This is a genomic window from Nocardioides mesophilus, from assembly GCF_014395785.1.
Classification (GTDB): domain Bacteria; phylum Actinomycetota; class Actinomycetes; order Propionibacteriales; family Nocardioidaceae; genus Nocardioides_B; species Nocardioides_B mesophilus.
Genome location: NZ_CP060713.1, coordinates 3,733,008 through 3,759,969, shown reverse-complemented (window position 1 = coordinate 3,759,969; position 26,962 = coordinate 3,733,008). Strand labels below are relative to the sequence as shown.

The 26,962-nt window shown below is 72.8% G+C and carries 21 protein-coding genes; 8 read left to right on the top strand and 13 right to left on the bottom strand.

Annotated elements, in window-relative coordinates:
* Positions 1–15: 15 nt before the first annotated feature.
* Genes recD through H9L09_RS17960 form a run of 4 tightly spaced genes read right to left on the bottom strand, consistent with a single transcriptional unit; the run spans position 16 to position 9,387 of the window.
* Positions 16–1,761 (bottom strand): exodeoxyribonuclease V subunit alpha, encoded by a 1,746-nt coding sequence (gene recD / locus H9L09_RS17975; RefSeq protein ID WP_187578190.1) that lies wholly within the window; start codon positions 1,759–1,761, stop codon positions 16–18.
* Positions 1,758–5,243 (bottom strand): UvrD-helicase domain-containing protein, encoded by a 3,486-nt coding sequence (locus H9L09_RS17970; protein ID WP_246456095.1) that lies wholly within the window; start codon positions 5,241–5,243, stop codon positions 1,758–1,760. Before H9L09_RS17970 ends, recD begins: the two co-directional genes overlap by 4 nt.
* Positions 5,240–8,758: an exodeoxyribonuclease V subunit gamma gene (gene recC / locus H9L09_RS17965; RefSeq protein ID WP_246456094.1), complete on the bottom strand. Its 3,519-nt coding sequence runs from the start codon at positions 8,756–8,758 to the stop codon at positions 5,240–5,242. The genes H9L09_RS17970 and recC overlap by 4 nt, the downstream gene beginning before the upstream one ends.
* A gap of 32 nt (positions 8,759–8,790) precedes the next feature.
* Positions 8,791–9,387: a hypothetical protein gene (locus H9L09_RS17960; protein ID WP_187578189.1), complete on the bottom strand. Its 597-nt coding sequence runs from the start codon at positions 9,385–9,387 to the stop codon at positions 8,791–8,793.
* A 125-nt stretch (positions 9,388–9,512) separates the two neighbouring features.
* Between H9L09_RS17960 and H9L09_RS17955 the strand changes: the two genes are divergently transcribed.
* The 5 genes from H9L09_RS17955 (at position 9,513) to H9L09_RS17935 (ending at position 16,498) form a co-directional block, all read left to right on the top strand.
* Positions 9,513–10,457: a YihY/virulence factor BrkB family protein gene (locus H9L09_RS17955; protein ID WP_187578188.1), complete on the top strand. Its 945-nt coding sequence runs from the start codon at positions 9,513–9,515 to the stop codon at positions 10,455–10,457.
* Between the two features lie 77 nt (positions 10,458–10,534).
* A complete protein-coding gene (locus tag H9L09_RS17950) occupies positions 10,535–10,921 on the top strand; it encodes a DUF6394 family protein (RefSeq protein WP_187578187.1) in 387 nt (128 codons plus the stop codon).
* A gap of 8 nt (positions 10,922–10,929) precedes the next feature.
* Positions 10,930–12,750 (top strand): potassium channel family protein, encoded by a 1,821-nt coding sequence (locus H9L09_RS17945; RefSeq protein ID WP_187578186.1) that lies wholly within the window; start codon positions 10,930–10,932, stop codon positions 12,748–12,750.
* The gene (locus H9L09_RS17940; protein ID WP_187578185.1) at positions 12,747–14,210 is read left to right on the top strand and encodes a protein adenylyltransferase SelO; all 1,464 of its coding nucleotides are present in this window, start codon (positions 12,747–12,749) and stop codon (positions 14,208–14,210) included. The genes H9L09_RS17945 and H9L09_RS17940 overlap by 4 nt, the downstream gene beginning before the upstream one ends.
* A 143-nt stretch (positions 14,211–14,353) precedes the next feature.
* Positions 14,354–16,498, top strand: a complete 2,145-nt coding sequence (locus H9L09_RS17935) for an MMPL family transporter (RefSeq protein ID WP_187578184.1) — start codon at positions 14,354–14,356, stop codon at positions 16,496–16,498.
* Positions 16,499–16,944: 446 nt separating this feature from the next.
* On the opposite strand, the gene H9L09_RS17930 is transcribed toward H9L09_RS17935, so the two are convergent.
* Positions 16,945–17,286: a hypothetical protein gene (locus H9L09_RS17930; protein WP_187578183.1), complete on the bottom strand. Its 342-nt coding sequence runs from the start codon at positions 17,284–17,286 to the stop codon at positions 16,945–16,947.
* Between the two features lie 123 nt (positions 17,287–17,409).
* Here H9L09_RS17930 and H9L09_RS17925 point away from each other — a divergent pair, with 123 nt between their 5' ends.
* The 3 genes from H9L09_RS17925 (at position 17,410) to H9L09_RS17915 (ending at position 18,420) form a co-directional block, all read left to right on the top strand.
* Positions 17,410–17,601, top strand: a complete 192-nt coding sequence (locus H9L09_RS17925; protein ID WP_187578182.1) for a hypothetical protein — start codon at positions 17,410–17,412, stop codon at positions 17,599–17,601.
* A 128-nt stretch (positions 17,602–17,729) separates the two neighbouring features.
* Positions 17,730–18,119, top strand: coding sequence for a DUF2237 family protein (locus tag H9L09_RS17920; RefSeq protein ID WP_187578181.1), 390 nt, complete (start codon positions 17,730–17,732; stop codon positions 18,117–18,119).
* 49 nt (positions 18,120–18,168) lie between these two features.
* A complete protein-coding gene (locus H9L09_RS17915; RefSeq protein WP_187578180.1) occupies positions 18,169–18,420 on the top strand; it encodes a hypothetical protein in 252 nt (83 codons plus the stop codon).
* Between the two features lie 27 nt (positions 18,421–18,447).
* Here H9L09_RS17915 and H9L09_RS17910 read toward each other — a convergent pair whose 3' ends face one another.
* The 8 genes from H9L09_RS17910 to H9L09_RS17875 form a co-directional block, all read right to left on the bottom strand.
* Positions 18,448–19,044, bottom strand: coding sequence for a TetR/AcrR family transcriptional regulator (locus H9L09_RS17910; protein ID WP_187578179.1), 597 nt, complete (start codon positions 19,042–19,044; stop codon positions 18,448–18,450).
* Positions 19,041–19,508 carry an SRPBCC family protein gene (locus H9L09_RS17905; protein WP_187578178.1) on the bottom strand — a complete coding sequence of 156 codons (468 nt, stop codon included), beginning with the start codon at positions 19,506–19,508 and terminating at the stop codon, positions 19,041–19,043. The genes H9L09_RS17910 and H9L09_RS17905 overlap by 4 nt, the downstream gene beginning before the upstream one ends.
* 66 nt (positions 19,509–19,574) lie before the next feature.
* Positions 19,575–20,894, bottom strand: coding sequence for an HNH endonuclease signature motif containing protein (locus H9L09_RS17900; protein ID WP_187578177.1), 1,320 nt, complete (start codon positions 20,892–20,894; stop codon positions 19,575–19,577).
* A gap of 269 nt (positions 20,895–21,163) precedes the next feature.
* Positions 21,164–21,688 carry a DUF4262 domain-containing protein gene (locus H9L09_RS17895; protein WP_187578176.1) on the bottom strand — a complete coding sequence of 175 codons (525 nt, stop codon included), beginning with the start codon at positions 21,686–21,688 and terminating at the stop codon, positions 21,164–21,166.
* Between the two features lie 112 nt (positions 21,689–21,800).
* Positions 21,801–23,477: a nuclease-related domain-containing DEAD/DEAH box helicase gene (locus tag H9L09_RS17890; RefSeq protein ID WP_187578175.1), complete on the bottom strand. Its 1,677-nt coding sequence runs from the start codon at positions 23,475–23,477 to the stop codon at positions 21,801–21,803.
* A gap of 129 nt (positions 23,478–23,606) precedes the next feature.
* Entirely contained in the window at positions 23,607–24,509 is a 903-nt protein-coding gene (locus H9L09_RS17885; protein WP_187578174.1) for a carbohydrate ABC transporter permease, read from the bottom strand.
* A complete protein-coding gene (locus tag H9L09_RS17880; RefSeq protein ID WP_187578173.1) occupies positions 24,506–25,606 on the bottom strand; it encodes a carbohydrate ABC transporter permease in 1,101 nt (366 codons plus the stop codon). The genes H9L09_RS17885 and H9L09_RS17880 overlap by 4 nt, the downstream gene beginning before the upstream one ends.
* A gap of 80 nt (positions 25,607–25,686) precedes the next feature.
* Positions 25,687–26,952, bottom strand: coding sequence for a sugar ABC transporter substrate-binding protein (locus tag H9L09_RS17875; RefSeq protein WP_187578172.1), 1,266 nt, complete (start codon positions 26,950–26,952; stop codon positions 25,687–25,689).
* Positions 26,953–26,962 lie beyond the last annotated feature (10 nt).

Below are 26,962 nucleotides of genomic sequence, written 5' to 3'. Positions count from 1 at the left end.
GTCGGGCGGGGCGACTCAGCCCAGCCGCTGCCGCAGCCCGCTGGCGCGCAGCGCCCGCCGCTCGACCGCGGCCCGCACCGACTCCTCGGTGCCGACCACCCGCACCTTCGCCACCGCCCGGGTGACCGCGGTGTAGAACAGCTCGCGGGTGAGCAGCCGCGACTCCGGCGCCGGCAGCAGCACGGTCACCTCCTCGGCCTGGCTGCCCTGGCTCTTGTGGATGGTGGTGGCGAACATCGTCTCCACGTCGCTCATCCGGCTGGTCGCGAAGGTGGCCAGCCCGTGCGACCCGGCGATCACCGCCCGGGGGCCGTCGTCGCCCTGCACGACCACGCCCGCGTCGCCGTTGTAGACACCGAGCCCGTAGTCGTTGGCAGTCACCAGCAGCGGCCGGCCGACGTACATCGGCTCGTAGAGCGGGTCGCCGGTCGCCTCGGTCAGCCAGTGCTCGACCTGCCGGTTCCAGTGCTGCACCCCGAACGGTCCGTCGCGGTGCGCGCAGAGCAGCCGGTGCCGGCCCAGCGCGGCCACCGCCTCCTCGGCCCGGCCGGCCTCGGCATGGCCGCGGACCTCGAGGGCGGCGTGCACGATGTCGGCACGCAGCCGGGGCGCGGCGTCGTCGCTCTCCACGAACACCACCTCGTCGGCACCCGCCCGGAGCACGGCGAGCACCTCGTCGGCCGACCCGCTGCGCAGCGCGGCGGCGAGCCGGCCGATCTCCTCGCCGAACCGGTGGGTGGTCGCCAGCTGCGCGACCGGGCTGTCGGCGCGCCCGGACAGACCGAAAACCAGGTCGGCGAGCACCGCACCGGCCTCCACCGAGGCGAGCTGGTCCGGGTCGCCGACCAGGACCAGCCGGGCGTCCGGGCGGACCGCCTCGACCAGCCGGGTCATCATCGTCAACGAGACCATCGACGACTCGTCGACCACGATCACGTCGTGCGGCAGCCGGTTGCCGCGGTGGTGGCGGAACCGGGTGCCGTTGTCGCGGCGGGTCCCCAGCAGCCGGTGCAGGGTGAGCGCCGGCAGCTCGCCGAGGCGCTGCCGGTCCGCCGCCGGCAGCCCGGCCGTGGCCGCCGCCACCGCCTCCTGCAACCGGGCGGCGGCCTTGCCGGTGGGCGCGGTGAGCGCGATCCGCAGCGCCGACCCGCCGGTGCCTGCGGCCTGCTCGGCCAGCAGCGCGAGCAGCCCCGCGACGGTGGTGGTCTTGCCGGTGCCCGGGCCGCCGGTGAGCACCGTGGTCCACCGGGTGGCGGCCTGGCGCGACGCGGCCCGCTGCTCGCCGTACGTCGGCCCCGGGAACACCCGCAGCAGGCCGGCCTCGAGCACCGGCTCGTCGACCGCCGGCGCCGGCCGGGCCATCCGGGCCTGCAGGTCGGCGCAGAGCTGGACCTCCTGGTGCCAGTACCGGTCGAGGTAGAGCAGGCCGAACTCCAGCCGCAGCACGCCGGCCTCACGCAGCGGGCTCGCGGCGACCGCGTCCTGCCAGCCGACCGGCTCGGGCCACGGCAGCCCTGGCGCGACCTCGGCCACCTCGGCGAGCTGCACGCAGACCGACCCGTGCCGCACGGCCCGGGTGGCGAGTGCGGCGGCAAGCAGCACCCGGTCGTCGGACTCCCCCGCCAGCTCGCCGACCCGGCGCGCCACGTGCACGTCGGCGGCGGTCAGCACGCCCGCCTCGTTGAAGGTGCGCAGCAGGCCGGTGGCCCCCAACGCCAGCCGCCGGTCGGCGGGGTCGGTTACCTCGAACAGCTCGGTCATGCGACCCCCTCGGTCGACGCGGGCGCGACCCCGTCCAGCAGGTCGGAGAGCGCCTCGACCAGCGCGACCGGCGGCTGCCAGGAGAACACCCCGCACGGGTGCCCGTCGACGAGCGGGGTCTCCGGGCCGCACATGCCGCGTAGGTACAGGTAGAGCACGCCGCCCAGGTGCACGGCCGGGTCGTAGCCGGGCTGCCGCCAGCGCAGGAACCGGTGCAGCACCACGGCGTACAGCAGCGCCTGCAGCGGGTAGTCGGAGTGCCCCATCGCCGCCCGCAGCGCCGCCGGCCGGTAGTCGTCGGAGGAGAGCGCCGGGCCACCTTCGCCGGGGAAGCCGCCGAGCCAGTTGGTCTTGTAGTCGACCACCAGGTACCGGACCGTCGCGCCGGAACGCGCCCGCAGCACCACGTCGACCGAGCCGGTCAGGTAGCCGCGCAGGTCCTGGCCGCCCAGCGCCGGCACCGCAAGCGCGTCCGCGTAGGGCAGCAGCGGGTCGCCGGCGGGCAGGTGCGCCCGCAGCAGCGGCGCCACGTCGCCGAGCGTGACCGGCGCCGCCGGGTAGCCGGCGACGTCGCCCCCCGCCAGCGGCAGCTCGAACTCCATCTCGCGGAGCCGGTCGCGCAGCGGGATCCCCCGCAGCGTGGCGCCGTCGGCCAGCGGACCGAGCGGGCTGTCGCACACCTGCACCAGCGCGTCGGCCAGCTCCTCGGGGTCCAGCGCCACCGGCCAGCGGACCAGCTCCTCGCCGATCCGCTGCAGCAGCTCGGCGCGCAGGTCGGCGCACTCGGGGTCGGCGTGCTCGAGCACCGCGTGCACCAGCGAGCCGAACGTCGCCCCGACCGGCAGCCCGGCCATCGGCGAGGGCACCGCGTCGGGGGACGGCTCCGCGGCGGCCGGCGCCTCCAGCACCGGGGTCAGGTCGGGCTCGTCCTGCTTGGGCTGCTCCTCCGGCTCGCTGCCGACCCGGGCCCGGGCCGGCTCCGGCTCGGTGGCCGCGGCACTGAGCGAGGAGTACGACGTGCGCCGCCAGGCGGTGTCGACCCACCGCGTGAACCGTCGTACGCCGAGCTGCCGTTCGTCCACGGGCAGCGCGGCCACGGGAAGGTCGGCGAGCCGGGACTCCTCCCAGACCGGCCCGCCGTTGCTCTGCCAGATGCCGAGGATCCGGGCGACGTCGTCCTCGTCGTGCAGGTCCTGGGACGCCTTCACCAGCGCGGTGCCCGGGGTGCGGCCGAACAGCATCCGCTGCAGCGCCGAGCAGGGGGTGTTCTTCGGCGCCGGCGCCCACCAGGCGACCACCTGGGAGCGGGCCCGGGTCAGCGCGACGTAGAGCAGCCGCAACGACTCCCCGTCGTCCTCGGCCATCGCCCGGGCGACGTGCTCACTCCAGCCCGGCCCGCCGTTGCCGACGTCGATGCACCGGTGCGCGCCGTCCGCGGCCGCGGAGTGGAACCGCGGCACCGCGGGCTTCTGCGGGTACCGGTCCCACAGCGTCGGCAGGTAGACGACGGGGTACTCCAGGCCCTTGCTGCCGTGGATCGTCACCAGCTGCACCGCGGCCGCGTCGCTGTCCAGGCGCCGGGTCCGGTCCGCGGCGACCTCGAGCTTGTCGTCGGCCATCTGGCCGCGCAGCCAGGTCAGCAGCGCGACCAGCCCGAGCCGCTCCTCGACCGCGACCTGGTGCAGCGACTGGCCGACGTGCCGCAGGTCGGTGAGCAGCCGCTCGCCGTCGGCCCGGGACAGCACCCGGGCGGTCAGCCCGCCGGTGACGGCGGCCTCGAGCACCGCGGCGACCCCGCGGGAGGCGAGCAGCGCCGCCCAGTCCCGCACGGTCGCGGCGACCCGGTCGGTGAGCGCGTCCCCGCCGGCGTCGAGCTCCGCGGCGCCGTACCCGAAGAACGGGGTCAACGCCGCGCTGCGCACCCGCGCGGAGCGGTGCGGCTGCTCCAGCGCCTCCAGCAGCCGCAGCCACTCGGTCGCGGCCGGGGTGGCGAAGACGCTGCCGCTGCCGGCGACCACCGCGGGCACCCCGATCCCGGCCAGCGCCCGCTGCACCTGCTGCAGGTCGGCGTTGCGGAAGGCGAGCACCGCGACGTCCCGCGGCTCCAGCGGCCGGCCCTCGAAGCTCGCCCCGGAGGTGAGCAGCCGCTTGATGTCGCGGGCCACGTCGTCGTAGAGGTGCGTCCTGATCTGCGCGACGTTCAGGTCGCGCCGGGCGCCGAGGAGCTCCTTGCGGACCACCCGCAGCCGGAACGGCTCCCCCGCACCGACGAGCCGGGACCCCTGGTGCTGCGCGTCGACGTGACGGACCACGATCTGGTCGTCGCCCAGCGCGGCGCCGCCTAGCACCACCTCCAGGGAGTCGACCAGTGCCGCGTCGGTGCGCCAGTTCTTGCCCAGCGTCTGCCGGGTGGTCGCGGTGGCCGCGGCCTGGAGGTACGTCGTCACGTCGCCGCCGCGGAAGGCGTAGATCGCCTGCTTGGGGTCACCGATCAGCACCATCGTGGCGTGCCCGGAGAAGGCCCGGTCGAGCACCTGCCACTGCACCGGGTCGGTGTCCTGGAACTCGTCGACGAGCACGACCGACCAGCGCTGCCGCATCCGCTGCCGGGCCGGTGCCTCGTCGTCGGCGAGCGCGTCGGCGAGCTGCGAGAGCAGGTCGTCGTAGCTGAGCACCCCGAGCCGGCGCTTGCGCCGGTCCAGCTCCTCGCGGACCTGGGCGGCGAACGCCACCCGCTGGCTGGGTACGTCGGCGGCCGCTGCGATCCGTGCTCCGCCACCGGTCCCCGCGCCGGCCGAGGCGCCGCCCGGGTCGGCGGACTCGCTGTCGGAGGCCGCGTCGTCGGGCCGGGGCTCCAGCCGGGCCTGCGGGTCCCCGGCGGCGGCCCTGGCCAGCCGGAGCGCGTCGCGGTGGCTGAACGGCGGGTCGCCGTCGAGGTCGCCGAAGGCGCGGAGGTACAGGTCGTCGACCACCTCGCCGAGCAGGTCGTCGAGGTCCTCGACCAGCGTGGCGTTGGAGTCGGTGTCGCCGGCGACGCCGAGGCTGCGCAGCACCAGGTGGCAGAACTGGTGGGTGGTGGCGATGGTGGCCGCGTCGAAGGCGCCGAGCGCGTCGCGCAGCCGCTGCCGGCGCAGCTCCCGCTCCTCGGGCGGCGCGTCGAGCAGCAGCTCGACCAGGTCGGTGCGCTCCCCGGCGCCGTCGGGCTCGGTCAGTGCCCGCTCGGCGTCGACCAGGTGGCCCCGGACCCGCTCGCGGAGCTCCTGGCTGGCGGCGCGACCGAACGTCACGATCAGCATCTGGTCCAGCGTCGCGACGCCCTCGGCGACGTACCGGGTCACCAGCGCACCGATCGTCCAGGTCTTGCCGGTGCCGGCGCTGGCCTCGAGCAGCGTGGTGCCGACCGGCAGCGGTCCGCAGATGTCGAAGACGTCCGCGTCGGCCGCCCGGGCTGCCCCGTCGGGCACGGCTCGCACGGCGCTCACAGGTGGCTCACCTTCTCCGCACCGTCGAGGAGCGGCCCCCACAGCCGCAGCGCGAGCTGCCCGAGCCGGTGCTGCTCGCCGTTCCACTGCTCGTCGGCGCGCGGCTCGGTGAGCAGGCACTCGAGCGGCGCGTGCTCGCCGAAGACCTGCACGTGCGAGGGATCGGCGTCCTCACCGGGGATGCCGGTCGCGGAGTACCGGTCGGTCTCCCACTCGCGCCGGGCCTTCCACAGCGGCGAGCTGCTGCCGCCGCGACGGCTGCGCACCGCCTCCTCGGCGTACGCGCAGGCGGTCTTCACCGGGAGCGGCAGCGGCTCACGCATCCCGCGGTCGTAGAGGTCGACCAGCTCGCGCAGCCACTGCTCGGCGCGGTGGTCCAACGGCCCGGCCAGCGCCTGCGCGGTGGCCGCCTTGCCGCGGCCCAGCGTGTGCGCGGTCCAGCTGTGGTCGGGGTGCCCGACGCTCAGCGCCAGCAGGTCGACCCAGGAGCGCAGCCGGTGCTTGGCGGCCAGGCTGGAGTAGCTGACGTGCACCAGGCGGTTGCCGAAGACCGACCCGACGGTGCCGGTGAGCCGGCGGCCGCCGCCGAGGTCGATGTCCAGGTCGAGTCCGCTCGGCTGGCCGGGCCGACCGGAGCCGTCCGGCGCGGGGCCGCGCAGCGACAGCGCGGCCCGGACCAGCGGCCGGAGGTTCGCGTCCACCTCGGTGACGGTCCGGTCGCCGAGCCGGCCCGGAGGCAGCTCGCCGCGGAGCCGCTCGGCCCGGGTGGTGGTGACCGCGTCGGCGCCGCCGAGCAGGTCGGCGAGCATCCGGTCGCCGATCTTCCACTTGTCGAGGCCGTCGAGGCTGACCGGCATCGCGTCGCGGGTCTCCTCCGCCTCCAGCGGCGCGGTCACGTCGAGCCGCGAGCGCAGGAACGCCCGGACCGGGTGCACGACGAACGCCTGCAGGTCGGCCAGCGAGACGTCCTGCACCGGGCGGACCGGCAGCGGCGCGGTCACCAGGGTGGTGACCGGTGCCCGGGGCCGGCGGGCGGCCTCGGCGCCGGCCAGCGCCGACCGGTCGAAGCTGAACGGCTCGTGCGCGACCAGCTCGCCGGCGACCAGGTTGCGGGCGTCGAACGGCTGCAGCGGGTGCTGCACGAGCACCTGGTCGCGCACGCGCCCCGCGCCGGCCGCTCCGGGACGCTCCGCGTGACCCGGGACCACGGCCGTCCGGTCCAGCGCGTCGAGCAGCTCCCCCAGCGGCACCGACGGCGGCCGCTCGGCGCCGGTGTGCTCGTTGGCACCGGTGTAGGTGACCACCAGCGTCTCCTCGGCGGCGAGGAGGGCGTCGAGGAACAGCTGCCGGTCCTCGCTGCGCACGTCGCGCTCGCCGGTCATCGGGTGGCGGGCCAGCGCGTCGTCGCCGTCGATCGAGCCGCTGCGCGGGAACACCCCGTCGTCGAGGCCGAGCAGGCAGACCACCCGGTGCGGCACCGACCGCATCGGGACCATGGTGCAGACGGTGAGCGTGCCGGTCCGGAAGTTCGCCCGGGTCGGTCGGCCGCCCAGCCGGTGCGCCAGCAGGTGCCGCACGTCGGCGAGCATCAGCGGGGTGCCGGCGCCGTGCTCGCTGCTGGCGGAGTCGTGGATCCGGGCCAGCTCGCGGTCGAACTGCGCCTGCTGCCAGGCGTCGCGGGGGGCCACCGCGCCCAGCTGCTCGACACCGCTGGACAGCGCGCCGACCCACTGCCCGATGGTGCCTGCGGCGGTCGCCGCCTGCACGAACGCGCGCAGCCGCTCGACGTACTCGGTGAACCGGCCGACCAGGTCGATGTCGTTGCTGGAGACGTCGTCGACCGGCAGCGCGGAGTCGACGTAGCGGTGCTCGTCCCCGGCCATCGTCACGCCGAGCAGCAGCCGGTCGAGCCCGGCCTGCCAGGTGTTGTCGGGCAGGCCGAGGCCGTACGCCGCCCGGTGGCCGGCGTCGAGCCCCCACCGGATCGCGGCCTGCTCGACCCACAGCGCCAGCTGGGACACGTCGTCGTCGGTGAAGCCGAACCGGCGCCGCACCGGCTCCGCCGAGGCCAGGTCGAGCACCTCGGTGGCGGTGACCCGGCCGCCGGCGAGCTCGGCCAGCCGGGCCGCGACGGCGAGCAACGGGTTGGTGCTGGACAGCGCCCGGTCGGCCAGCCGGAGCCGCAGCCGGTGGCCGGGGTGCCCCTCCTGGGCACCGGGCAGGTCGGCGAGCCCGAAGCCGGCCTGGATCAGCGGCGCGTAGGCCTCGATGTCGGGGCACATCACCAGGATGTCGCGGGGCTCGAGGGTCGGGTCGTCCTGGAGCAGCCCGACCAGCACCTCGCGGAGCACGTCGACCTGACGGGTGGTGCCGTGGCAGGCGTGCACCTGCACCGACCGGTCCTCGACGGCCAGGACGCGGGCGTCGCGGGTGGCGGCGTCGGGCTCGGCGTTGGCGCGCAGGTCGTGCTGCAGCCAGCCGAGCAGCGTCGTCGGGGCGCCACCAGGTGCCCCCGACAGCGGCCGGCCCTTCGGCCCGGCAGGGTCGGCCGGGTCGGTCGGGTCGGTCGGGTCGACCGGAGAGGCCGGGGCCACGGCCAGCGTCCGCTGCAGCTCGCGGGCGTCGCGGCCCAGCGACCCGAGCAGCGGATGCCCGACCCACCGGATCGACGGGTCGTCCACCCGCGGCACCGGCCCCGCCGCGGACACCTCGGCCAGCTCGTCCCACAGCCGCCCCGAGACCTGGGGCAGCCAGAGGTGCACCTCGCGCAGCGCGCCCAGGGCCCCGAGCAGCTCGACCTCGGTGACCGGCAGCCGGGTGTGCCCGAACAGCGACAACCGCGGCGGCAGGTCGAGCCCGTCGCCGCCGGCTCTCAGCCGCGAGAGCGTCTCGGCGTGCCGGACGTCGGGCGGCGGCGCCGGGACCCGACCGACGAGCCGGCGCCAGAGCTCCGGCTGCCAGGCCAGGTCGGCGTCCAGGACGTGCCCGGTGCCGTCGGTGTCACGGTCCGCACGCCAGTCACCGACCAGCACGGGCCGCTGGACGCCGTACCCGGCGAAGAGCCCGGCGAGCCGCCGCGCGACCGAGTAGCGCCGACTGCGGCGCAGCGCTCCCTCCTCCCCCTCGACGCCGTGCCCGAGGTGGGCGGCCAAGGTGGCGCACCAGGGCTCGTCGAGGGAGTCGTCGATCACGTCGAGCAGCGGCCACACCAGGCGGTCCGGGTCCCACGGGTCGTCGCGCTCCTTCCCGAGCAGGAGCGCGACGAGCGAGTGCGGGGTGAGGAACCGGACCCCGGCGCAGACCCCGTCGCCGCCGCGGCCCCCGACACCGAGCCGGTGCGAGAGCCGCTGGGTGATCCAGCGCTCCACGCCGCGGGCCGGGACCACGACGACCTCCTCGGCGAAGGGGTCCTCCAGCGGGCTCGCCAGCAGCTCGGCCAACCCGTCCGCGAGGAGGTCGGTCCGCTCGGCCCGGTGGATCCGCAACGTCACGCGACGCAGGATGTCACGAGCCACCGACACATCGGACGACGGCGCGAGCTGCGACCTCAGTTGCCGTAGAGCTGGATCCGGCGGACGTCGAGGTCGAAGCCGAACGCCGACGCCTCGAGCGGCGTGCTGAGCCCGCCGACGGTGATCGCCAGGTCCGCCTGGAGCTCCGAGTGGGTGCCCCGGGAGATGATCTGCTCGCCGTTGTCCTGGACCGGCTCGACGACCTTGGTGGTGCCCGTCTCGGTGACGACGCCGCGGAGGACCACGGTCCGGCCGTCCACGTCGACGGTGACGTCGAGCCGGCCGTCGACGACGAACGGTGCGGACTGCTCGACCGCGCCGACCTCGTCGGTCTCGGGGAAGAAGACCTGGACCGAGTTGCCGTACTTCTGGTTCTCGTACAGCGACACCCCGACCGGCTCGCCGTCGAGCACGCCGGTGGCCTCGATGACCAGGCCGCGCTGCTGCTCGATGGTGACCGGCTTCTCGACCGTCATCGGGGCGAGGGCCGCGGTGGCCGCCGTGGGTGGGGCGCCGGCGGCGCGTGATCCGGATACCTCGTCGCCGGACGCGACGCCGGTCGCGCCGGTAGCTCCGATGGCGAGCGCGGCGAGGCCGAGCCCGAGGCTGCGAAGAGTGAGCTTGCTGTTCATGTGTGGCTCCTTGTGTAGTGGGTTTCCGGTGCCAAGACGCGAACGCACCGGATCGGGTTGCATCTCGGGTCGGAATCACCCGGTCGGCCGACGAGGCAGAGCGCTCCGGGGGGTAGAACATCTGCATGACGGAGAAGGCCCGTGCCACCGCTCCTCACCGGCTGCCCTGGTCCGACTGGTGGCTGATCCTGCGACGGGTCGGCGGCCAGGTCGGGCTCAACAAGCTCCCGCTGCTCAGCGCGGGCATCGCCTTCTTCGCCATCTTGTCCATCGCCCCGGTGCTCGTGACCGCGCTGTCGGTGTACGGCGCCGTGAACACCCCGGAGCAGGCGTCGGAGCAGCTCACGGGCCTGGCGCGGATGCTGCCGGAGCAGGTGGAGCCGGTGGTCGCCGACCAGCTCACGTCGATCGCCGCCGCGTCGACCCACGTGGAGACGGTGCGTGGCATCACGGCGCTGGCCATCGCGCTCTGGACGGCGACCACGGCGATGGTCTCGCTCATGGACGCGTTGACAGTCGTCTACCACGAGAGCGAGACGCGCGGCCTCCTGCGGCGTACGGCGGTCGCCCTCGCCTTCGTCCTGCTGGGTGCGCTGCTGCTGGGGGCGGTGATCGCGGGGGCGGGAGCGGGCGCCGACGCGCTGGCCGGTGCATCGGGAGTGGTGCATGCCGCCGTACCGGTGATGACGTGGATCCTGCTCGCCGCGCTGATGTCGGCCGTGCTGGCCGTGCTCTACCGGCTGGGCCCGGACCGCAAGAGCGCGCGTTGGCAGTGGACCAGCTGGGGCGCGACCGGTGCCACCGTCGTGTGGCTGGCGGCTTCGGTGGTCCTGTTCGCCTACGTGCAGCGGCTGGGCACGTACGAGGCGACGTACGGCTCCCTCGCCGGGGTGGCGATCAGCATGTTCTGGCTCTGGCTCACGGTGCTGCTCGTCCTCATCGGGGCCGCGGTCAACGCCGAGGCCGAGCGGCAGACCTTCCACGACACCACCGTCGGTCCGGACCGGCCGGTGGGCGAACGTGGGGCCGTGGTCGCGGACAGCGTGCCGCCGTACCCGGAGGACCGGTAGCAGCGACCTTCGGCGAAGCGCGATCCGGGCGGCTCGCCCGCCGTACGATGCACTCGTCCCTACGACAGGAGACCTGAGTGAACCTGGAGAAGGTCATCTTCGGCTTCTTCGTGGTGCTCGCCGCGACCTTGAACTTCGGCTTCTTCATCGGCGACCTCGGCGACCCCCGGCTGCACAACCAGTACGAGCTCTTCGCCGCCGTCGTGGTCAACCTGATCGCGACCGTCCTGAAGTTCGGCGACCGGACCCAGATCGGTGCGGTGCAGCTGGCGACCAGCCTGGTGGCGAGCCTCCAGCTGATCGCCGCGACGGTCGTCCTGGCCTACGCCACGAACGTGCCCGAGAGCGGGCTCAACCACGAGATGACCGCGAGCGTGGTGTCGCTCTCCGGCGGGGCGCTGCTCGCGAACATCGTCTCCGTCGTCCTGCTCGTGGTCGAGACCGTCTCGTTCCGACGTCGCTAGGAGCCGTGGTGGCGAACCCGCTTCTCGCCTTCGTCGTCCGGGTCTTCTCCGACCGGCAGGACGAGCCGTCGGCCGCGGCCGGCAAGCAGACCGAGGCGGTGTCGCTGCCGGACCTGGACGGGCCGCAGTCCTCCGCGGGGATCTTCCTGGTGCTGCGGCGGATGCGGGCGCCGCTGATCGTGCTGATCGTCGTGTTCGCGGTGAGCGTCCTGGGCCTGACGCTGGTGCCCGGCGAGGACCCGCAGGGCCGACCGCACCACATGAGCATGTTCGACGCGTTCTACTTCATGAGCTACACCGCCACCACGATCGGCTTCGGCGAGCTGCCGCACGCGTTCACCGCGGCGCAGCGGATGTGGGTGACGTTCTCCATCTTCCTGTCCGTCATCGGATGGGCGTACGCCGTCGGGTCGCTGCTCGCGCTGATGCAGGACCGTGCGTTCCGCCGGACCCTCGCGCGGCGCCGGTTCGTCCGACAGGTCCGGCACCTGCGGGAGCCGTTCCTCGTCCTGGTGGGCTACGGCAACGCCACGAAGCGGCTCGCCCGGTCGCTGGACGCGATGGGCCGGCGGTTGGTGATCGTCGAGTCGGACGAGAGCCGGGTGGCCCGGGTCGACCTGGACTCCTACCGGGCCGACATCCCGGCGCTGCTCGGCGACGCCCGTGACACCGGCAACCTCGCCATGGCGGGGATCGGCAGCGGGTACTGCGAGGGCGTGGTCACCCTGACCCCCGACGACGACACGAACCTCGACGTCACGATGACCACCGCGCTGCTCCGCCCGGACCTGCCGGTGATCGCCCGGGCGAACTCGCGCGACGCCGCCCAGCGGATGGCCACCTTCGGCGAGCCCCAGGTCGTGAACCCGTTCGACCGCTTCGGGGACCACCTGCGGATCCTGCACCGCTCCCCCTCGGAGTACCAGTTGATGATGTGGCTCACGAGCACGCCGGGCACCCCGCTCCCGCGCCGCCACGCGCCGCTGCCGCGTGGCCGCTGGGTGGTCTTCGGCTACGGCCGGTTCGGCCAGGAGCTCGCCAGCGACCTTCGCGCCGAGGGCCTGCAGGTCGCGGTGATCGAGGAGAGGCAAACCATCGAGCAGGACATGCGCGCGATCGAGGCCGCGGTCGTGGGATCGGTGGAGCTCGCCCCGGCGGTCGCCTTCGTCGCGGCGACCGAGAGCGACACCACCAACCTGTGGCTGATCGAGGCGGCCCGGCGCAGCAACCCGGAGATCTTCACCGTCGCGCTGCAGAACCGGGCGGCGAACGCACCGCTGTTCGAGGCGGTCGGCCTGGACTTCGGGATGCAGCCGGCCGAGGTGCTGGCGCACGAGGTGCTGGCGCGGCTGGCGAACCCGCTGCTGATCAGCTTCCTCCGGCAGGTGCCCCGGCAGGGCGAGGAGTGGGCGGCCGACCTGCTGGCGCGGCTCGGGGACAGATGCGGGGCCGGTACGCCGGACATCTGGCAGGTCCGGCTGGACGCGGAGGAGGCGCCCGCCCTCTCGTCGTGGCTGGCCGACGGCGACCTGCGGCTCGGCGACCTGCTGAGCAGCCCGGACGGTCGCGAGACCCTGCTCGACGCCGTACCGATCGCGTTGGTGCGGGACGGGGACACGGTGGTCGGGCCGACCGACGACCAGGTGCTGCGTGGCGGCGATGAGCTGTTGCTCGCCGGTCACTCCGCCGCCCGGCGATCCCTCGACATCACCCTGAGCCACGAGCCGACCGCGGCGTACGTCATCGAGGGGCGTTTCGTGCCGTCCGGCTGGCTGTGGCGCCGGCTCTCGCGTCACGACGACGACCGGCACGTACCGTTGAACGGGTGAGCGTCGCACCCCCCAGCACCCCTGTCCTCGAGCACCGGTTCTCCGACGAGCTCGCCGAGCTGGCCGTGCCCTGGCAGGCCGAGGCGGTCCCCGACCCTCGCCTGCTGGTGCTGAACGAGCCGCTGGCCGCCGAGCTGGGCCTCGACGCCGACGCCCTCCGCGGCGACGACGGGGTGCGCTTCCTGGTCGGCAACGAGGTCCCCGCCGGCGCCGCGCCCGTGGCCCAGGCCTATGCCGGCCACCAGTTCGGGGGCTTTGTGCCGCGGCTGGGCGACGGCCGCGCGCTGCTGCTCGGCGAGCTGAGCGACTCTGCCGGCCGGCTGCGCGACCTGCACCTCAAGGGCTCGGGCCGCAACCCGTTCGCCCGCGGCGGTGACGGGCTCGCCGCGGTCGGGCCGATGCTGCGGGAGTACGTCGTCAGCGAGGCGATGCACGCCCTCGGCGTCCCCACCACCCGGTCGCTCGCCGTGGTGGCCACCGGGCGGCCGGTGCGCCGCGAGGGCGTGCTGCCCGGCGCGGTGCTGACCCGGGTGGCCGCCAGCCACCTGCGGGTCGGGAGCTTTCAGTACGCCCGGGCCACCGGGGACCTCGACCTGCTGCGCCGGCTGACCGAGCACGCGGCGCAGCGTCACCACCCGACGGCTGCGGAGGCGGACAACCCCGCTCTGGCGCTGTTCGACGCGGTGGTGGCCGCCCAGGCGTCGCTGGTCGCCCGGTGGATGCTCGTCGGCTTCGTCCACGGCGTGATGAACACCGACAACATGACGATCTCCGGCGAGACCATCGACTACGGGCCGTGCGCGTTCATGGAGGCGTTCGACCCGGCGACGGTGTTCAGCTCCATCGACGAGGGCGGCCGCTACTCCTACGGCAACCAGCCGGTGGCCGCGGAGTGGAACCTGGCCCGGCTGGCCGAGGCACTGCTGCCGCTGATCCACGAGGACCAGGAGCAGGCGGTCGCGCTGGCGGTGGAGGCCCTCGGCGCGTTCCGGCTCCGCTACAGCGCCGCCTGGTCCGCCGGGATGCGGGCCAAGCTCGGGCTGCCCGAGGGCTTCGACGACGCGGTGGCCACCGAGCTGGTCGGCGACCTGTTCCCGCTGCTGCAGGAGGGCCGCGTGGACCACACCGGCTTCTTCCGGGCGCTGGGGATCGCGGCGCGGGGTGACCTCGAGCCGGTCCGCGGTCTCTTCCTCGACCTCGCCGGGTTCGACGCCTGGGCGCTGCGCTGGCGCGCCGCCGGGCCGGACGCCGTCGCGATGGACCGGGTCAACCCGGTCTACGTCCCCCGCAACCACCTCGTCGAGGAGTCGCTGGACGCCGCCACCGCCGGTGACCTCGCGCCGCTGCAGCGGCTGCTGGAGGCGGTCACCTTCCCCTTCGACGAGCGCCCTGGTCTGGAGCGGTACGCCGCGGCCGCGCCCGACGACTTCGGCAGCTATCGGACGTTCTGCGGCACCTGAACGACCCGTCTGCGCTCCCCGCGGCCTGGCCCCAACCGGCCACCGAGGGTGGCCCGTAAACGCGTTGACGCCGGCCACTGCCCGGCGGTGTGATCGGAGCAGGTCCCGATGCTCGATCCCCGGTCCGGGTTGGAGTGCTCCGCATGCACCGACAGATCGCCGGCAAGCTGACCGGCCGCGTCACGAAGTGGTTCGTCCTCGCCTTCTGGGTGGTGGTGCTCGCGGTGGCCTCCGGCTACGCGAGCAAGCTGACCGACGTACAGAACAACGAGGCGTCGTCCTGGCTGCCGGCCAGCGCGGAGTCGACGCAGGCCCTGGAGAAGCTGGCGCCGTTCCAGGACCAGAACGACATCCCCACGGTGGTGGTCTACGTCCGCAGCGGCGGCCTCTCCCCCGCCGACCTCTCCCAGATCCGCGGCCAGGTCGCGGACCTCCAGAGCATGGACGGTGTCGTCGGCAAGGTGGTCGGACCGATCACGTCCCCGGACGGTGAGGTCGCCCAGAGCATCGTCACCTACAACTTCGGCAAGAACGGTTGGAACTCGCTGCCCGACACCGCGGACCAGATCCGCAAGATCACCGCGATCGACGGCGTCACCGTGCACATCACCGGCGCCGGCGGCCAGGCGGCCGACTCCGCCGAGGCGTTCGCCGGGATCGACGGCACCCTGCTGCTGGCCAGCCTCAGCGTGGTGATCGTGATCCTGCTGCTCACCTACCGGAGCCCGGTGCTCTGGGTGCTGCCGATCGTCTCGGCGGTGTTCGCGCTGTTCACCAGCGAGGCGGTGATCTACTTCCTCGCCAAGTACGCCGACCTCACCGTCAACGGGCAGAGCCAGGGCATCCTCACCGTGCTGGTGATCGGCGCCGGCACCGACTACGCGCTGCTGCTGGTGGCGCGCTACCGGGAGGAGCTGCGCCGCCACGAGGACCGCCACGAGGCGATGGCCTTCGCGCTGCACCGCGCGGCCCCGGCGATCTTCGCCAGCGCCGGCACGGTGGTGGCCGGGATGCTCTGCCTGATGCTGGCGGAGATGAACTCCACCGCCGGGCTCGGCCCGGTCAACGCGATCGGGGTGACCATCACGCTGCTGGTGATGGTCACGCTGCTGCCCGCGCTGCTGGTCATCTTCGGCCGCTGGCTGTTCTGGCCCAAGCGACCCACCTTCGGCTCCCCGGAGCCGACCGCCGCCGGGGTGTGGGCCCGGGTCGGTAGGAGGATCGCGGTCCGCCCGCGCGCGGTGTGGGTCGGGACCGCCGCCGCGCTCGCCGTCGCCGGTCTGGGGCTGCTGCTGCTCGATGCCAACGGCCTGTCCACCGAGGATCAGTACACCAAGAAGTTCGACTCCGTCACCGGCCAGCAGGTCCTCCTGGAGCACGGCCTGGTCGACAGCTCCAACCCGATCATGGTGGTCTCCAACGCCGGCTCCCAGCAGCAGGTCGCGGACGCGATGAGGTCGGTGCCGGGCATCGGCAGGCCCGACACCTCGGTGCCACCGGTCGGCGGAGTCGCCTTGGTGAAGGCGACCGTGCCCGGCGACGTCGCCTCCCAGCAGGCCTTCGACCAGGTCGCAGCGGTCCGGGACGCGGTGCACCGGGTCGACGGCGCCGACGCCCTGGTCGGCGGCAGCTCGGCGATCTTCCTCGACATCGAGCACGCCTCCAGCCGAGACAACCTGGTGATCATCCCGGTGGTGCTGGTGGTGGTCATGCTGATCCTGATGGTCCTGCTGCGCGCGCTGGTCTCCCCGGTGCTGCTGATCGGCACCGTGATCCTGTCCTTCGGCGCCGCGCTCGGGCTGTCCACGGTGCTGTTCCGGACGGTGTTCACGCGCGTGTTCCCGCAGGGACAGGGCTTCGACCACGCGGACGCGTCGTTCCCGCTGTTCGTGTTCGTCTTCCTGGTCGCCCTGGGCATCGACTACAACATCTTCCTGATGACCCGGGTGCGCGAGGAGACGCACACCCGCGGCACCCGCGAGGGGTCCCTGGTGGCGCTGTCCGCGACCGGCGGGGTGATCACCTCCGCCGGCCTGGTGCTCGCCTCCACGTTCGCGGTGCTCGCCACCCTGCCGCTGGTCTTCCTCGCCGAGCTGGGTACGGCGGTCGCGCTCGGCGTCATGCTCGACACGATGGTCGTCCGGTCAGTGCTCGTCACCGCGCTCAACCTCGACCTCGGCAGCAGGATCTGGTGGCCCAGCGCGCTCGACCGCGCCGGCCCGAGTCACCGGCTCGGGACGCCGGCGCCGGAGCAGGCACCGGCCGACACCCCCGCCGGCCGCCGCTGACCGCACCAAGGGGCGGCGCTACCTCGGTGCGCCGTGACGTCTCCGCGCGCGCGATCACCCGTTCGATCCGGATCCGTGCAGGACCGCTGTTGGCCCTCTCCCGCCAGGGACGGAGGTCCTCTTGTCCCTTGCCCGGTTGGGGTATCGACAACTGCCGGTGGCAGTCGGACGATGGCGGGAAGGGAGACGGCATCCGCTCGACGAGCGCAGTCCGCACGGGTGCCGCCGCATCGCGAGCAGGAGGTGCGACATGGGGAACATCGGCATCGAGCGGCGTGAGGTGGAGTTCGAGCCGCTCCCGCGGGAGCCTCTCCGGGTCCCCGAGCCGACGCCTGAGCGGGAGCCGGCCCCGGCTGCTCCTGTTCCGGAACGGACATGACCGAGGGCCGGCCGACTGGGGAGGGGCCGCCGCTGGTGCCCGGCGAGCTGCGCGGCTTCCGGCAGTTCTACCTGCGTTCGGACGGGTTGTACCCGCTGGTGCACGACGAGCTCGGACCGTGGAGCGGCCAGCTGCAGCGGGCGCGCTGCGCCACCGGTGGCAGCCACGAGGCTCCGGCGGCGGACTGCCGCTGCGGGCTGTACGGCTGGTACACCCCCGGCAGCGCCACGGTCGCAATCGGCCCGGTCAGCGCGGTGGTCACGGTGCAGGGCCGGTGCATCCTCGCTGACCGCGGCTTCCGCGCGGCGGCGGCCCGGATCGAGGCGGTGGCGCTGCCGGCGGGGCTCCGCTGGACGCCGGTGGCGGCGTCCCGGGCCCGGCGGATGCTGGCCTCGAAGTACCCGGACACGCTCGTCTACAGCTCGGCGCGGCGGATGCTGCGCGACCACCCCCGGACGACCTCCGCGACCTCGGCATCGAGCCGCCCCGCGACTGGAGCCGGGGGTACCGGGCGACCGCCGCCTGGCTCGGGGTGTTCTTCCTGGCGCTGGCCTACTCGCTGGCCCTGCTCCCGCGCAGCGCCACGGACGCGTTCGCCTCGGACTGGTGGCCGCTGCTCGTGGTGCTGGCCGTCGGCTGGCAGGTGGGCATGGTGTGGCTGTTCATCCGGTTGGTGTCGCTGCAGTCGACCACCCCGCGGCGGCGGGTGCCCGGCCCCGGTTGACGCCCGGTTGGCGGCTGGTTGGCGGCCGGTGACGGCCGGCTGACGCCGGTGGCGGCTGGTGACCCAGCGGCCCGTCGTACGGCGCCGCCCGGCTTGCCTGACCAGCTGGAAGACGACACCCTGACCGGGTGAGCGAACGCAACGTACTCGGCGGCGACCTCGAGTCCTGCGGCACCGACCCGGTGACCGGCTTCTACCGGGACGGCGTCTGCACCTGCGGCCCCGAGGACGTCGGCCTGCACGCGATCTGCGCGGTGATGACCGTGGAGTTCCTCGAGCACCAGCGCTCGGTCGGCAACGACCTGTCCACGCCGCGGCCGGAGTACGGGTTCACGGGGCTGCAGCCCGGTGACCGCTGGTGCGTGGTCGCGGCCCGGTGGGCGCAGGCCCACGAGGCCGGTGTCGCCGCGCCGGTGGTGCTGGCCGCCACGAACGAGCGGGCGCTGGAGATCGTGCCGCTGGAGGTGCTGCGCGCCCACGCCGTCGACGTACCGGCGGACCCCAGCTCGCTGGAGTAGCTCACCGGAACGCCGTCGCCCGGCCCGGGCGCGCGGTTACCGTGGGTCCGTGCGCGGGGACCGGGTGGAGATCGTGATCGATGCGGGCGGCGAGATCCGCACGTACGACGTGGTGGCGACCCGCGCCGGCCGACGCGTCGAGATCACCACCGGTCGCGGCGTCGTCGAGGTCACCGAGGTGACGCGCGGCGGCACGCCGGTCCGGACCGCCCGCTTCATGGCGAACCGGATCCTGGCGCTCGTCGAGCACCCCGCCGGTTCGCCGACCATCGGCGAAGAGGTCATCCACCCGCAGCGCTGAGCGCGTCGTCGCCGGGGCACCCGGGACTCAGCCCGCCCCGCCGGCCCGCGCGGACATCAGCAGCAGTCGGTTGAGCAGGTCGGCCGCCTGGGCCACCTCGGCACGTTCGCCGCTCACGAGGAGGTCGAGCAGCAGCCCGCGCGCCGCCCCGAGGGCCAGCCGCGCGTGCGTCTCCACCTGGTCCTCCGGGATGCCCAGCGCACGGCACAGCTCGGTGACCTGCGGCAGCCACGAGGCGATCAGCTCCTCGCGCAGGATCGCGGCGTGCTCCTTGCCCTGCATGGCGTGTGCGGCGAGCTCGAAGAAGAGCGGTCCGTAGCGCAGTGTCGCCTCGACGGTCTCGGCCCAGTACTTCGCGGCCGCCTCGAGCGGCGGCAGGTCCGCGTCGTAGGTCGCCGTCATCACCTCGCGCTGCCGCGCCTCGACGGCGCGCGTCACCTCCGTCAGCAGGCCCTCGCGCGAGCCGAAGTGGTAGACCAGCATCCGGTGGCTGGTGCCGACCGCGGCGGCGATCCCGCGCAGGCTGGTGTCCCCCACGCCGTGGCGACCGAAGTGCTCGATCGCGGCGTCGAGAAGGCGGTCGCGCGAGGACGTGGCGGTGGGTACGCCGGCGCCCGCGCTCACGTGGACGACGTGCCGGTGACCCGCGCGTCCAGGCTCTCCGCCTCGAGCTCGATGTAGCGCTGGGTGAGCCGGCGCCACACCAGCGCCGCCACGGCACCCATCGGGCCGGTCTGCTCGATGCTCAGCGTCACCCGGGAACCGGAACCCCCGCCGTCCCCGCCGTCGCCCTCGTCACCGCTGTCGGGGACCACCTCGTGCCGGGCGATCGTCTTCATCCCCGGTCCGCGGGCCTCCCACGTGAAGCTCCTGCCGGCGACCACCTCGGTCACCTCCCACTCGGCCTGCGGGAGCTTCGGCTGGCGCACCTTCGCCCGCGAGCCGACGCCGAAGGGACCGTCGTCGAGTCGCTGCACGCTGTCGATCGTCGGCGTCCAATCCGGCCACCGGGCGACGTCGAACAGCACCTCCCACACCGGTGCCGTCGGCGCCTCGATCCGCCTGCTGGTCTCGAAGAGTCTGCTCATGTACCAAACGGTACAACGACCGCGCTCGACCGTCACCTGCTTTTTGGACCGGGTTCGGACTGCCTGTCACGTCCTCCTGGTGAAGCGGACCTTGCCGTCGGGGAGTCGGGTCTGGTCGTAGGTTTGGGGGTGGTCGGCCATGTGGTGGTGCGGGGCGCAGAACGAGATGCCTTTCGTGGCGTCGGTGCCGCCGCCCTGGTGCCAGGGGTCTTCGTGGTGGAACTCCATCCAGGCCGGTGGCCGGTCACAGTTCTCCGCCGCGCAGCCCTGGTAGCGGTGGTTGATGACGATCTTCTGGTACCGGTCGAAGAGCCGCTGCTCCCGACCCAGGTCCAACACCACCGAGTCCCCACCCAGCACCATCGGGATCAACCCGGCCTTGCACGCCAACCGCCGCGCCTCCCCGGCCGAGATCCGGTGCCCGGTGTCCAGGGTCCCCACCCCGATCCCGGCAACCAACGCGTCATAGCCGATCGTCACCACCAACGTGAACGGCGACCCGTTCACGCTCGGCAGATCACACAGGTGGTTCTCCAGCAGCTCGATCAGCCCCTGCCCCAGCAGCGTGGCGTGCGGAAGCTTCCGGCCGGTCGCCGGGTCCAGCCGGCCCTCCCCGAGCCGCCGGGGGCTGGTCAGCGCCTCCAACGCCTTCCGCAACAGCTCCGCGTGCAGGGTGGGCAGCTTGAACCGGCCCTCGCTGGTGCCGTCGCCGTTGTCCCGCACCGAGAACCGCGCCGCCGCCCTCGCCCGGGCCTCCTCCGCCGCCAGCTTCCGACCCTCCGCGGCATCGGCCGCCTCGGGGCAGACCACCTCGAACAACCGCTTGCCCAGCTGCCGCAACCGCGGCGCGTCGAAGACCTTCGCCTGCTCCACCAGATGCGCCTCGGCCCGCGCCGCCGTGCCCGGCGGCAGCTCGTCGAACTCATCGGTCAACCCATCCACCGCATCGGCGACGATGCCGGCCTTCTCCGCATCGATCCACCCCGCCGCGAACGCCGCCCGCACCACCGGGAACCGCTCATCGAGCTTCCTGGCCAGGTGCAGGTCCCGGTGCCGGGCGGCCGCCGTGGTCTTCGTCGCGTGCGCCAGCCACGCCGGCGTGCTCACCGCCCCCGACTCCGCCCCCACCTCATCACGGTCGGCCTGCAGCAGCAGCCGCAGCTCCAGCTCCTCCAACCGCGCCCGCTGCCGCCGCAGCTCCACCAGAGCAGTCCGCTCCTCCTCCGGCGTCATCGACCACAACGGCGCACCCGACAACCGATCCAACGCCCCCGACAACGACGACACGAACCGCACCACCACATGCCCACCCACCGGCGGCCCGCCCGGCGGCGGCCCAGCAGACAGCGGCCCGGAAGGCGGCGGCGCGATGGTCAACGAGGTCATGCAGCCACGCTAGAAACGTAGGGAGCCCAGCGCAGAACAGACTTTCGAGCGGTGGACAGCGGGCGACACCACGCCGCTGTGGACGGAAACCGGCCCGAAGTCACGCTGCCCACACAACCCCCGACCGCACCAGGAGGTCGATCCCCTGGGACGCGGCTTTCGGGCGGTCGGACGCCGCCGACAGCAGGCCTCTCGCTGGCGCAGACCCTGCTCGGTGCGTGACCCGGCAGCCGGTCGGACGGCAGGGTCCAGCTCAACGGATCCACGGTTCACACCTCCGGGACCGGGCCGAGCAACGGCTGGGCCGATGCCGGCAGGGAGTAGCCCCAGTCCCAGGGGAACCGGCCTCGCTGGTCGGGCCACACCATCTGGAGGGCCCGCACCGGAGGTCCGCCGGGGTTGCGGTACACCTGGTTCGCGACCAGCAGGTACTCCACGCTCTTACGTGGATCCACCTCGATGAGGGCGACGAGCGACGTGCACGGGCAGAGGTCATCGACGAGGTCACCGCCGGCGAAGCGCTCGCCGTCGCGCACCCGCTCCCCCATCAGGTTGAGCGGATGGGTGGTCTCCAGTTGTGGAATGCCGGTGACGATCAACTCCGGATGGCCGCGGTAGCGCGAGAGGCCGATGGTGTAGCCGAAGTCCGCATCGTCGCTCGCGGGGCTGAGGTAGGACGAGCAGCAGCCCGGGACAGAGCACTGGGCCCCGACCGCCTGGACCGTCCACCCGTGCTCGTCGATCCTTCGACGCACGTCGGCGAGCATCCGTGCTCTCGTTGCTTTGCTGGGCATGGGGGTCTCCTCGAGTCCGGCCCCCGCCGCTCCAGCGATACCGACCCTAGGGGTGACCACCGACAAGTTCCGCCCGCAGACAGCACCGGCTCCCCAGGTCGGCCGGACGCGTTCAGATCCCGAGCTGCTTGGCGACCGCGTCGCCGCCCATCTCCCGGATCATGTCCGGGTCGCCGACGACGACGAGCACGTCCGTGGCGCGGGACATCCCGACGTACAGCCGCTCCCGTCCGCGCTCCATCGGCGTGGACTTGTTGACGCACAGGACGACGGCGCGCCGCTCCAGGCCCTTGCAGCCGAGCACGTGGCCGTAGAAGACGTCGTCGTTCGCCCAGTAGGTGCGCCAGTACGCCTTCTGGTCGTCGTCGGGTCCGGTCCTCTCGATCTGCACCGGGTGCCGGTGACCGGTGGTGAGCAGCATGACGTTCTCTGGTCGCCAGCCGTCGTCGAGGAGCCGCTCGACCTCGTCGTCGGCGACCCCGAGGGCCGCGTCGGCAGAGGCGGCCACGAAGCGGACGGCGGGGCCGTCGGAGCCGCGGGCGTACATCCGGCTCGGCGCCAGCGGCCCGAACGCGGCGTGGATCTGCTTGGTGTTGCGCAGGTTGTGGTCGAGGACGAGGGGAACCAAGGGCACCGGGGGGCGACCGAAGCGGGCGAAGATGCGCTGGTTCTCGTCGGAGTAGATGTAGAGCCCGCCCTCCTCGTCGTCGTAGAGCGCTCCGAGCAGGGGCGACCACCAGGAGACCGCGAAGTCCTGGGCCTCGTCGACCACGATGGAGTCGAAGCGGTCCTTCGCCTCGAGGTGATCGGCGAGCTCGGCCATCGTCGCGGGCAGCTCGACCTCCCAGAAGTCGCTGTCGGTGCGGTCCCCGTCAGGGGCGCCCCAGGACCGACCGAGCTCGGCGAAGGTGCCGACGAACGCCGGCCGGTGCTTGCGTGGCCAGTTGTCCACGACGCGCTTGAAGTACTCCGCGAGACCGATCGAGTAGCAGAGCAGCGCGACCCGCTGCGGCTTGCGCTCCCCTCGCCCCCGGCTGAGCTCGCGGGCCTGGGCGAGCGCGAGGACGGTCTTGCCGGAGCCGGCCCCGCCGCGGACCTCCACCCGGTGCAGCAGCCGGGTGACGCCGAGGATCAGGGCCTGCTCCTCGGTCAGCCGGTCCGCCTGGACCGCACGGTCCTCCGCCTCGGCGTTCACGTCGCGGGCCCCGAAGCTGCGGCCGGCAAGGATCTCCGCGATCAGCTGTACGTCGTCGTACGTCGGCGCGCGGTTGTTGGTGACCTGCATCCGGGCCGTGTCCCACAGCCGGCCGGCGAGGTCCTCGAGGTCGCCACGCCCGTGCACCGTCCAGCGGGGGCAGTCGGGGGTCTCGAAGTCGTCGGCGAAGTCCGAGAACGGAGCCACCAGGGCGTGGGCCCACACGACCCGGCTGCGGCTGCTGTGCTTCCAGCGCGGGTCGGCCTCGACGTACGTGCGGAGGGCGTACTTGCTGTCCCGCGCCTGGCTGACCGGGTCGATGCGTCGTACGTGGCCGGAGGTCAGCGTCTGGTGCCACCCCTCCTCGTCGCACCACACGCTGCCGCCCTTGACCTCGATCACCACGACGCCGACCTCGGGCATGAGGACCACGAGGTCGCACTCGTGGTCCTTCGCCTCGTCGGTGATCCGGAAGTTGGCGAGCAGGACGGCGCCTGAGGGCAGCGAGTTGCGCAGCCGGGTCCACACCTGGCGTTCGGACCCGGTGGTGAAGCGCGGGTCCTCGGGCACGAGGCGGAGAGGAGCGACGCTCATGGGGGCATCTTCGCAGGCGGGGGGCAGCCGATCAGGAGTTCGGCTGCACCCGCCGAGCATCGCCGGCAGCCGGCGACCGACGACCGGCGGCCGGCGCCTCGGTCGCTCGCTCGGTCGCCGCCGTCGCTGCTACTCCTTCACCGCACCCGCGCTGGCGTTCATGATCCGGCGCTGGAAGACGAAGAACACCACCGCCACGGGGATCGTCATCAGCGCGGCGGCCCCGAGCTTGAGCGGGTACTGCGTGCCCTGGCTGAGCTGACCCGACACCAGCTGCGCGACCCCCTTGGTGAGCACGGTCAACCTCGGGCTCTGGGTCGAGACGATGAAGTGGTTCAGCTCGTTCCACGACCCCTGGAAGGACAGGATCGTGATCGTCATGACGGCCGGCGCGGCCATCGGCAGCACGATCGACCAGAAAGTGCGGAAGGTGCCCGCACCGTCGATGCGCGCCTGCTCCTCGATGCTGGGCGGGATGCTCTCGAAGAAGTTCTTCATGATGAAGACCCCGGCCGCGTCCGCCAGCAGGGGCACGATCATCCCGACGTACGAGTCGTAGATGCCGAGCTGGCTGATCACCAGGAACTTCGGGATCAGCAGGACGACGCCCGGCACCGCCATCACCGCGATGAGCAGCACGAAGACCATGCTGCGTCCCCGGAACTGGATCCGCGCCAGCGCGTAGCCGGCGAGCGAGTCGAAGAACACCCGGCCGAGCGTCACGAACACGGTCACGATGGCCGAGTTCATCGTCCACAGCGCGTAGTCGGAGTGCTTGAACAGCCGTTCGTAGGCAGCCGTGGTCCAGTTGTGGGGGATCAGCCCGATCGGGTTGACCGCTGCCTCCGGCTCGGTCTTGAACGAGGTCGCGACCTGGATCAGGAACGGCATGATGTAGATCAGCGCCAGCAGGGCCAGCACGAGGTACGTCGACCAGCCGGATGATCCGAGCGGTCGCCGCCGCCGCCGCTGCGTCGGAGCCTGGCCCCCGACCACGGTCTCCTGGGGGGTCGCCTCTGTCGTGGTGCTCATCGCTCCGCCTCCACCGCTGCTGCCGTTGCTCTCGGGTCACGCGTGCTGGTCACCTTGTCCCGGTCCCGCAGGATCCACCGCTGCACCAGCGTGAAGAAGACGATGATCGCGAAGAGGATGAAGGCGATGGCCGCACCCTCGCCCCAGTCGTTCTGGTTGAACGCGGCGTTGAAGGACAGGTAGGCCGGCGTCAGCGTCGTCTTCGCCGGACCGCCCTGGGTGCCGGTGTAGATCTGGTCGAAGACCTGCCAGGTGCCGATCAGACCGAGCGTGATCACCGTGAACATCGTCGGCTTGAGCATCGGCAGGGTGATGTAGCGGAACCGCTGCCAGGCATTCGCCCGGTCGATGGTCGCGGCCTCCTCCATCTCGGGGCCGATGTTCTGCAGGGCCGCGATGAAGAGCAGCATGAACGTGCCCGACGTCGTGAAGATGGCCATGAGCACGAAGGCGCTCATCGCGACCGAAGGCCCGGCCAGCCACTCCCACCATGAGATGCCGAGGAACTCTCCGTTCGCCAGCGCCGGGGGCGCGGTGTCGATGCCGACGACGCCGAGGAGCAGGTGGAGCACGCCGCGGGGGTCGGAGAACCAGTTGGGTCCGTCGATGCTCACCCAGGACAGGATCTTGTTGACCACGCCGGAGGCGTTGAAGAGGAACAGCCACAGCGCGGTGATCGCGACCGAGCTGGTCACCGACGGGAAGTAGAACGCGGTGCGGAAGAAGCCGCGGGCCTTGAGGAGCCGCTTGCTGACCAGCACGGCGAGCCCGAGGGCCAGCGCGGTCTGCAGCGGCACGACGAGCACCACGTAGTAGAGGTTGTTGCGGAGCGACGTACCGAAGTCCTGGGTGTCCAGGCCGCCGCCGAAGAGGATGCGCGTGTAGTTCTCGGCGCCGACGAACGACACGTCCGACGACAGCGGGCTTCCCTGGCCGGACCAGTCCGACACGCTCACCCATGCCGCCATCAGCACGGGGACCAGCAGGAAGAGTCCGAGCAGCAGGACCACCGGGGAGATGAAGATCCAGCCGGCGAACTCCTGGCGGGCCTTGTTCCCCAGCCCGGCACGAGCCGGGCGGCTACCTCGCGTTGTCATCTGAACCCCTCCTGGGGGTGGTGGGTGGTCCCCGCCTGCCGATGGAGGAGGCGGACGGGGACCACCGTTCGGGGGACCGACTACGGCGAGACGACGGCTTCCATGTTCTTCTGGACACCGTCCAGGATCTGCTGCGGCTCGGTGTTCTTCAGGGTCGCCAGCTGGGCGTTGAGCTCGCCGATCACGTCGGCGGCTCCCTCCTGCGTGGGCAGGTTGCCGGCGAAGTCGGCGCTCTCGATGAACGCCGCCATCTCCGGGTTGGCGCTCTTCCACTCGTCGGCGACCTCCACGACCGACGGCATCACACCGAAGGCGTCGGCGAAGGCCATCTGCTGGTCCGCGGACGTGAGCTGCTCGACGAGGGCGACCGAGCCCTTGATGTTGTCGCTGCCCGAGGCGATCCCCCAGCAGTTGGTGAACTGCAGGGTGCCCTCACTCGCGGGGCCGGCGGGCAGCTTCACCACCTGGTAGTCGACGTCGGGGTAGTCGTTCTCCATGGCTCCGGCGATCCAGTTGCCCTCGATCGTCATCGCAGCGAGACCCTTGCCGAACGCCTCGCCACCCCAGCCGGCGCCGACGTCGGTGGTGTAGGCGGCGTAGCCGTCGGCGAGCATCTTCTTGACGTGGGTGAGAGCCTCGACGTTCTCCGGGCTGTTCACCGTCGCCTCGGTGCCCTCGTCGTTGACCAGGCCACCGCCGTTCTGCTCGAAGAAGACGCCGACGCGCTGGTACTCCGGGCTGAAGACCAGCCCCTTCTGCTTGCCCTTGGTGAGCTTCTGCGCCACGGCGGAGAGCTCGTCCCAGGTGGTGGGGATGTCGGCCTCGCTGAGGCCCGCCTGCTTCCACATCTTGGTGTTGATCACCAGCGCCAGCGTGGAGAAGTCCTTCGGCGCGCACCAGAACTGGTCGTCGTAGGTGAAGGCGTCCTTGAGCGACGGGAAGAACGCGTCGGCGTTCTCCAGGTCACTCGCGTAGGGCTCCAGCGAGCCGTTCGAGGCGTACGAGGCGAGCTGGTCGGTCGACAGGTAGAAGACGTCCGGCGGCTCCCCGCCGGCGAAGCCCTGCGCGAGCTCCTGGTTGAGGTCGGAGGCCGCGCGGACCTCGGCCTTGGTGCCGGACTCGTCGGACCACTTCTTCACCGCTTCGGTGACGGCCTTGGTCTCGGCGTCACCGGAGGAGCCGATGAGGACCGTGATCGGACCGTCGCTCTTCTGCTCGGCGCCGGAGCTGTCCTGGAAGCCGGAGCCGCCGCAGGCGGCGAGCAGCATCGCGGCGGAGGTTCCGACCGCGGCGGCGGCCAGGCGGCGGACTCTCGGTCGGTGGACGGCGGAGGTGGGGGGCTTCATGTGCTGGCTC

Excerpts from the sequence above, each read along its gene's own strand:
- recD (WP_187578190.1), bottom strand. The coding sequence starts at position 1,761 with ATGACCGAGCTGTTCGAGGTAACCGACCCCGCCGACCGGCGGCTGGCG.
- H9L09_RS17960 (WP_187578189.1), bottom strand. The coding sequence starts at position 9,387 with ATGAACAGCAAGCTCACTCTTCGCAGCCTCGGGCTCGGCCTCGCCGCG.
- H9L09_RS17955 (WP_187578188.1), top strand. The coding sequence starts at position 9,513 with ATGACGGAGAAGGCCCGTGCCACCGCTCCTCACCGGCTGCCCTGGTCC.
- H9L09_RS17935 (WP_187578184.1), top strand. The coding sequence starts at position 14,354 with ATGCACCGACAGATCGCCGGCAAGCTGACCGGCCGCGTCACGAAGTGG.
- H9L09_RS17905 (WP_187578178.1), bottom strand. The coding sequence starts at position 19,508 with ATGAGCAGACTCTTCGAGACCAGCAGGCGGATCGAGGCGCCGACGGCA.
- H9L09_RS17900 (WP_187578177.1), bottom strand. The coding sequence starts at position 20,894 with ATGACCTCGTTGACCATCGCGCCGCCGCCTTCCGGGCCGCTGTCTGCT.
- H9L09_RS17895 (WP_187578176.1), bottom strand. The coding sequence starts at position 21,688 with ATGCCCAGCAAAGCAACGAGAGCACGGATGCTCGCCGACGTGCGTCGA.
- H9L09_RS17890 (WP_187578175.1), bottom strand. The coding sequence starts at position 23,477 with ATGAGCGTCGCTCCTCTCCGCCTCGTGCCCGAGGACCCGCGCTTCACC.
- H9L09_RS17885 (WP_187578174.1), bottom strand. The coding sequence starts at position 24,509 with ATGAGCACCACGACAGAGGCGACCCCCCAGGAGACCGTGGTCGGGGGC.
- H9L09_RS17880 (WP_187578173.1), bottom strand. The coding sequence starts at position 25,606 with ATGACAACGCGAGGTAGCCGCCCGGCTCGTGCCGGGCTGGGGAACAAG.
- H9L09_RS17875 (WP_187578172.1), bottom strand. The coding sequence starts at position 26,952 with ATGAAGCCCCCCACCTCCGCCGTCCACCGACCGAGAGTCCGCCGCCTG.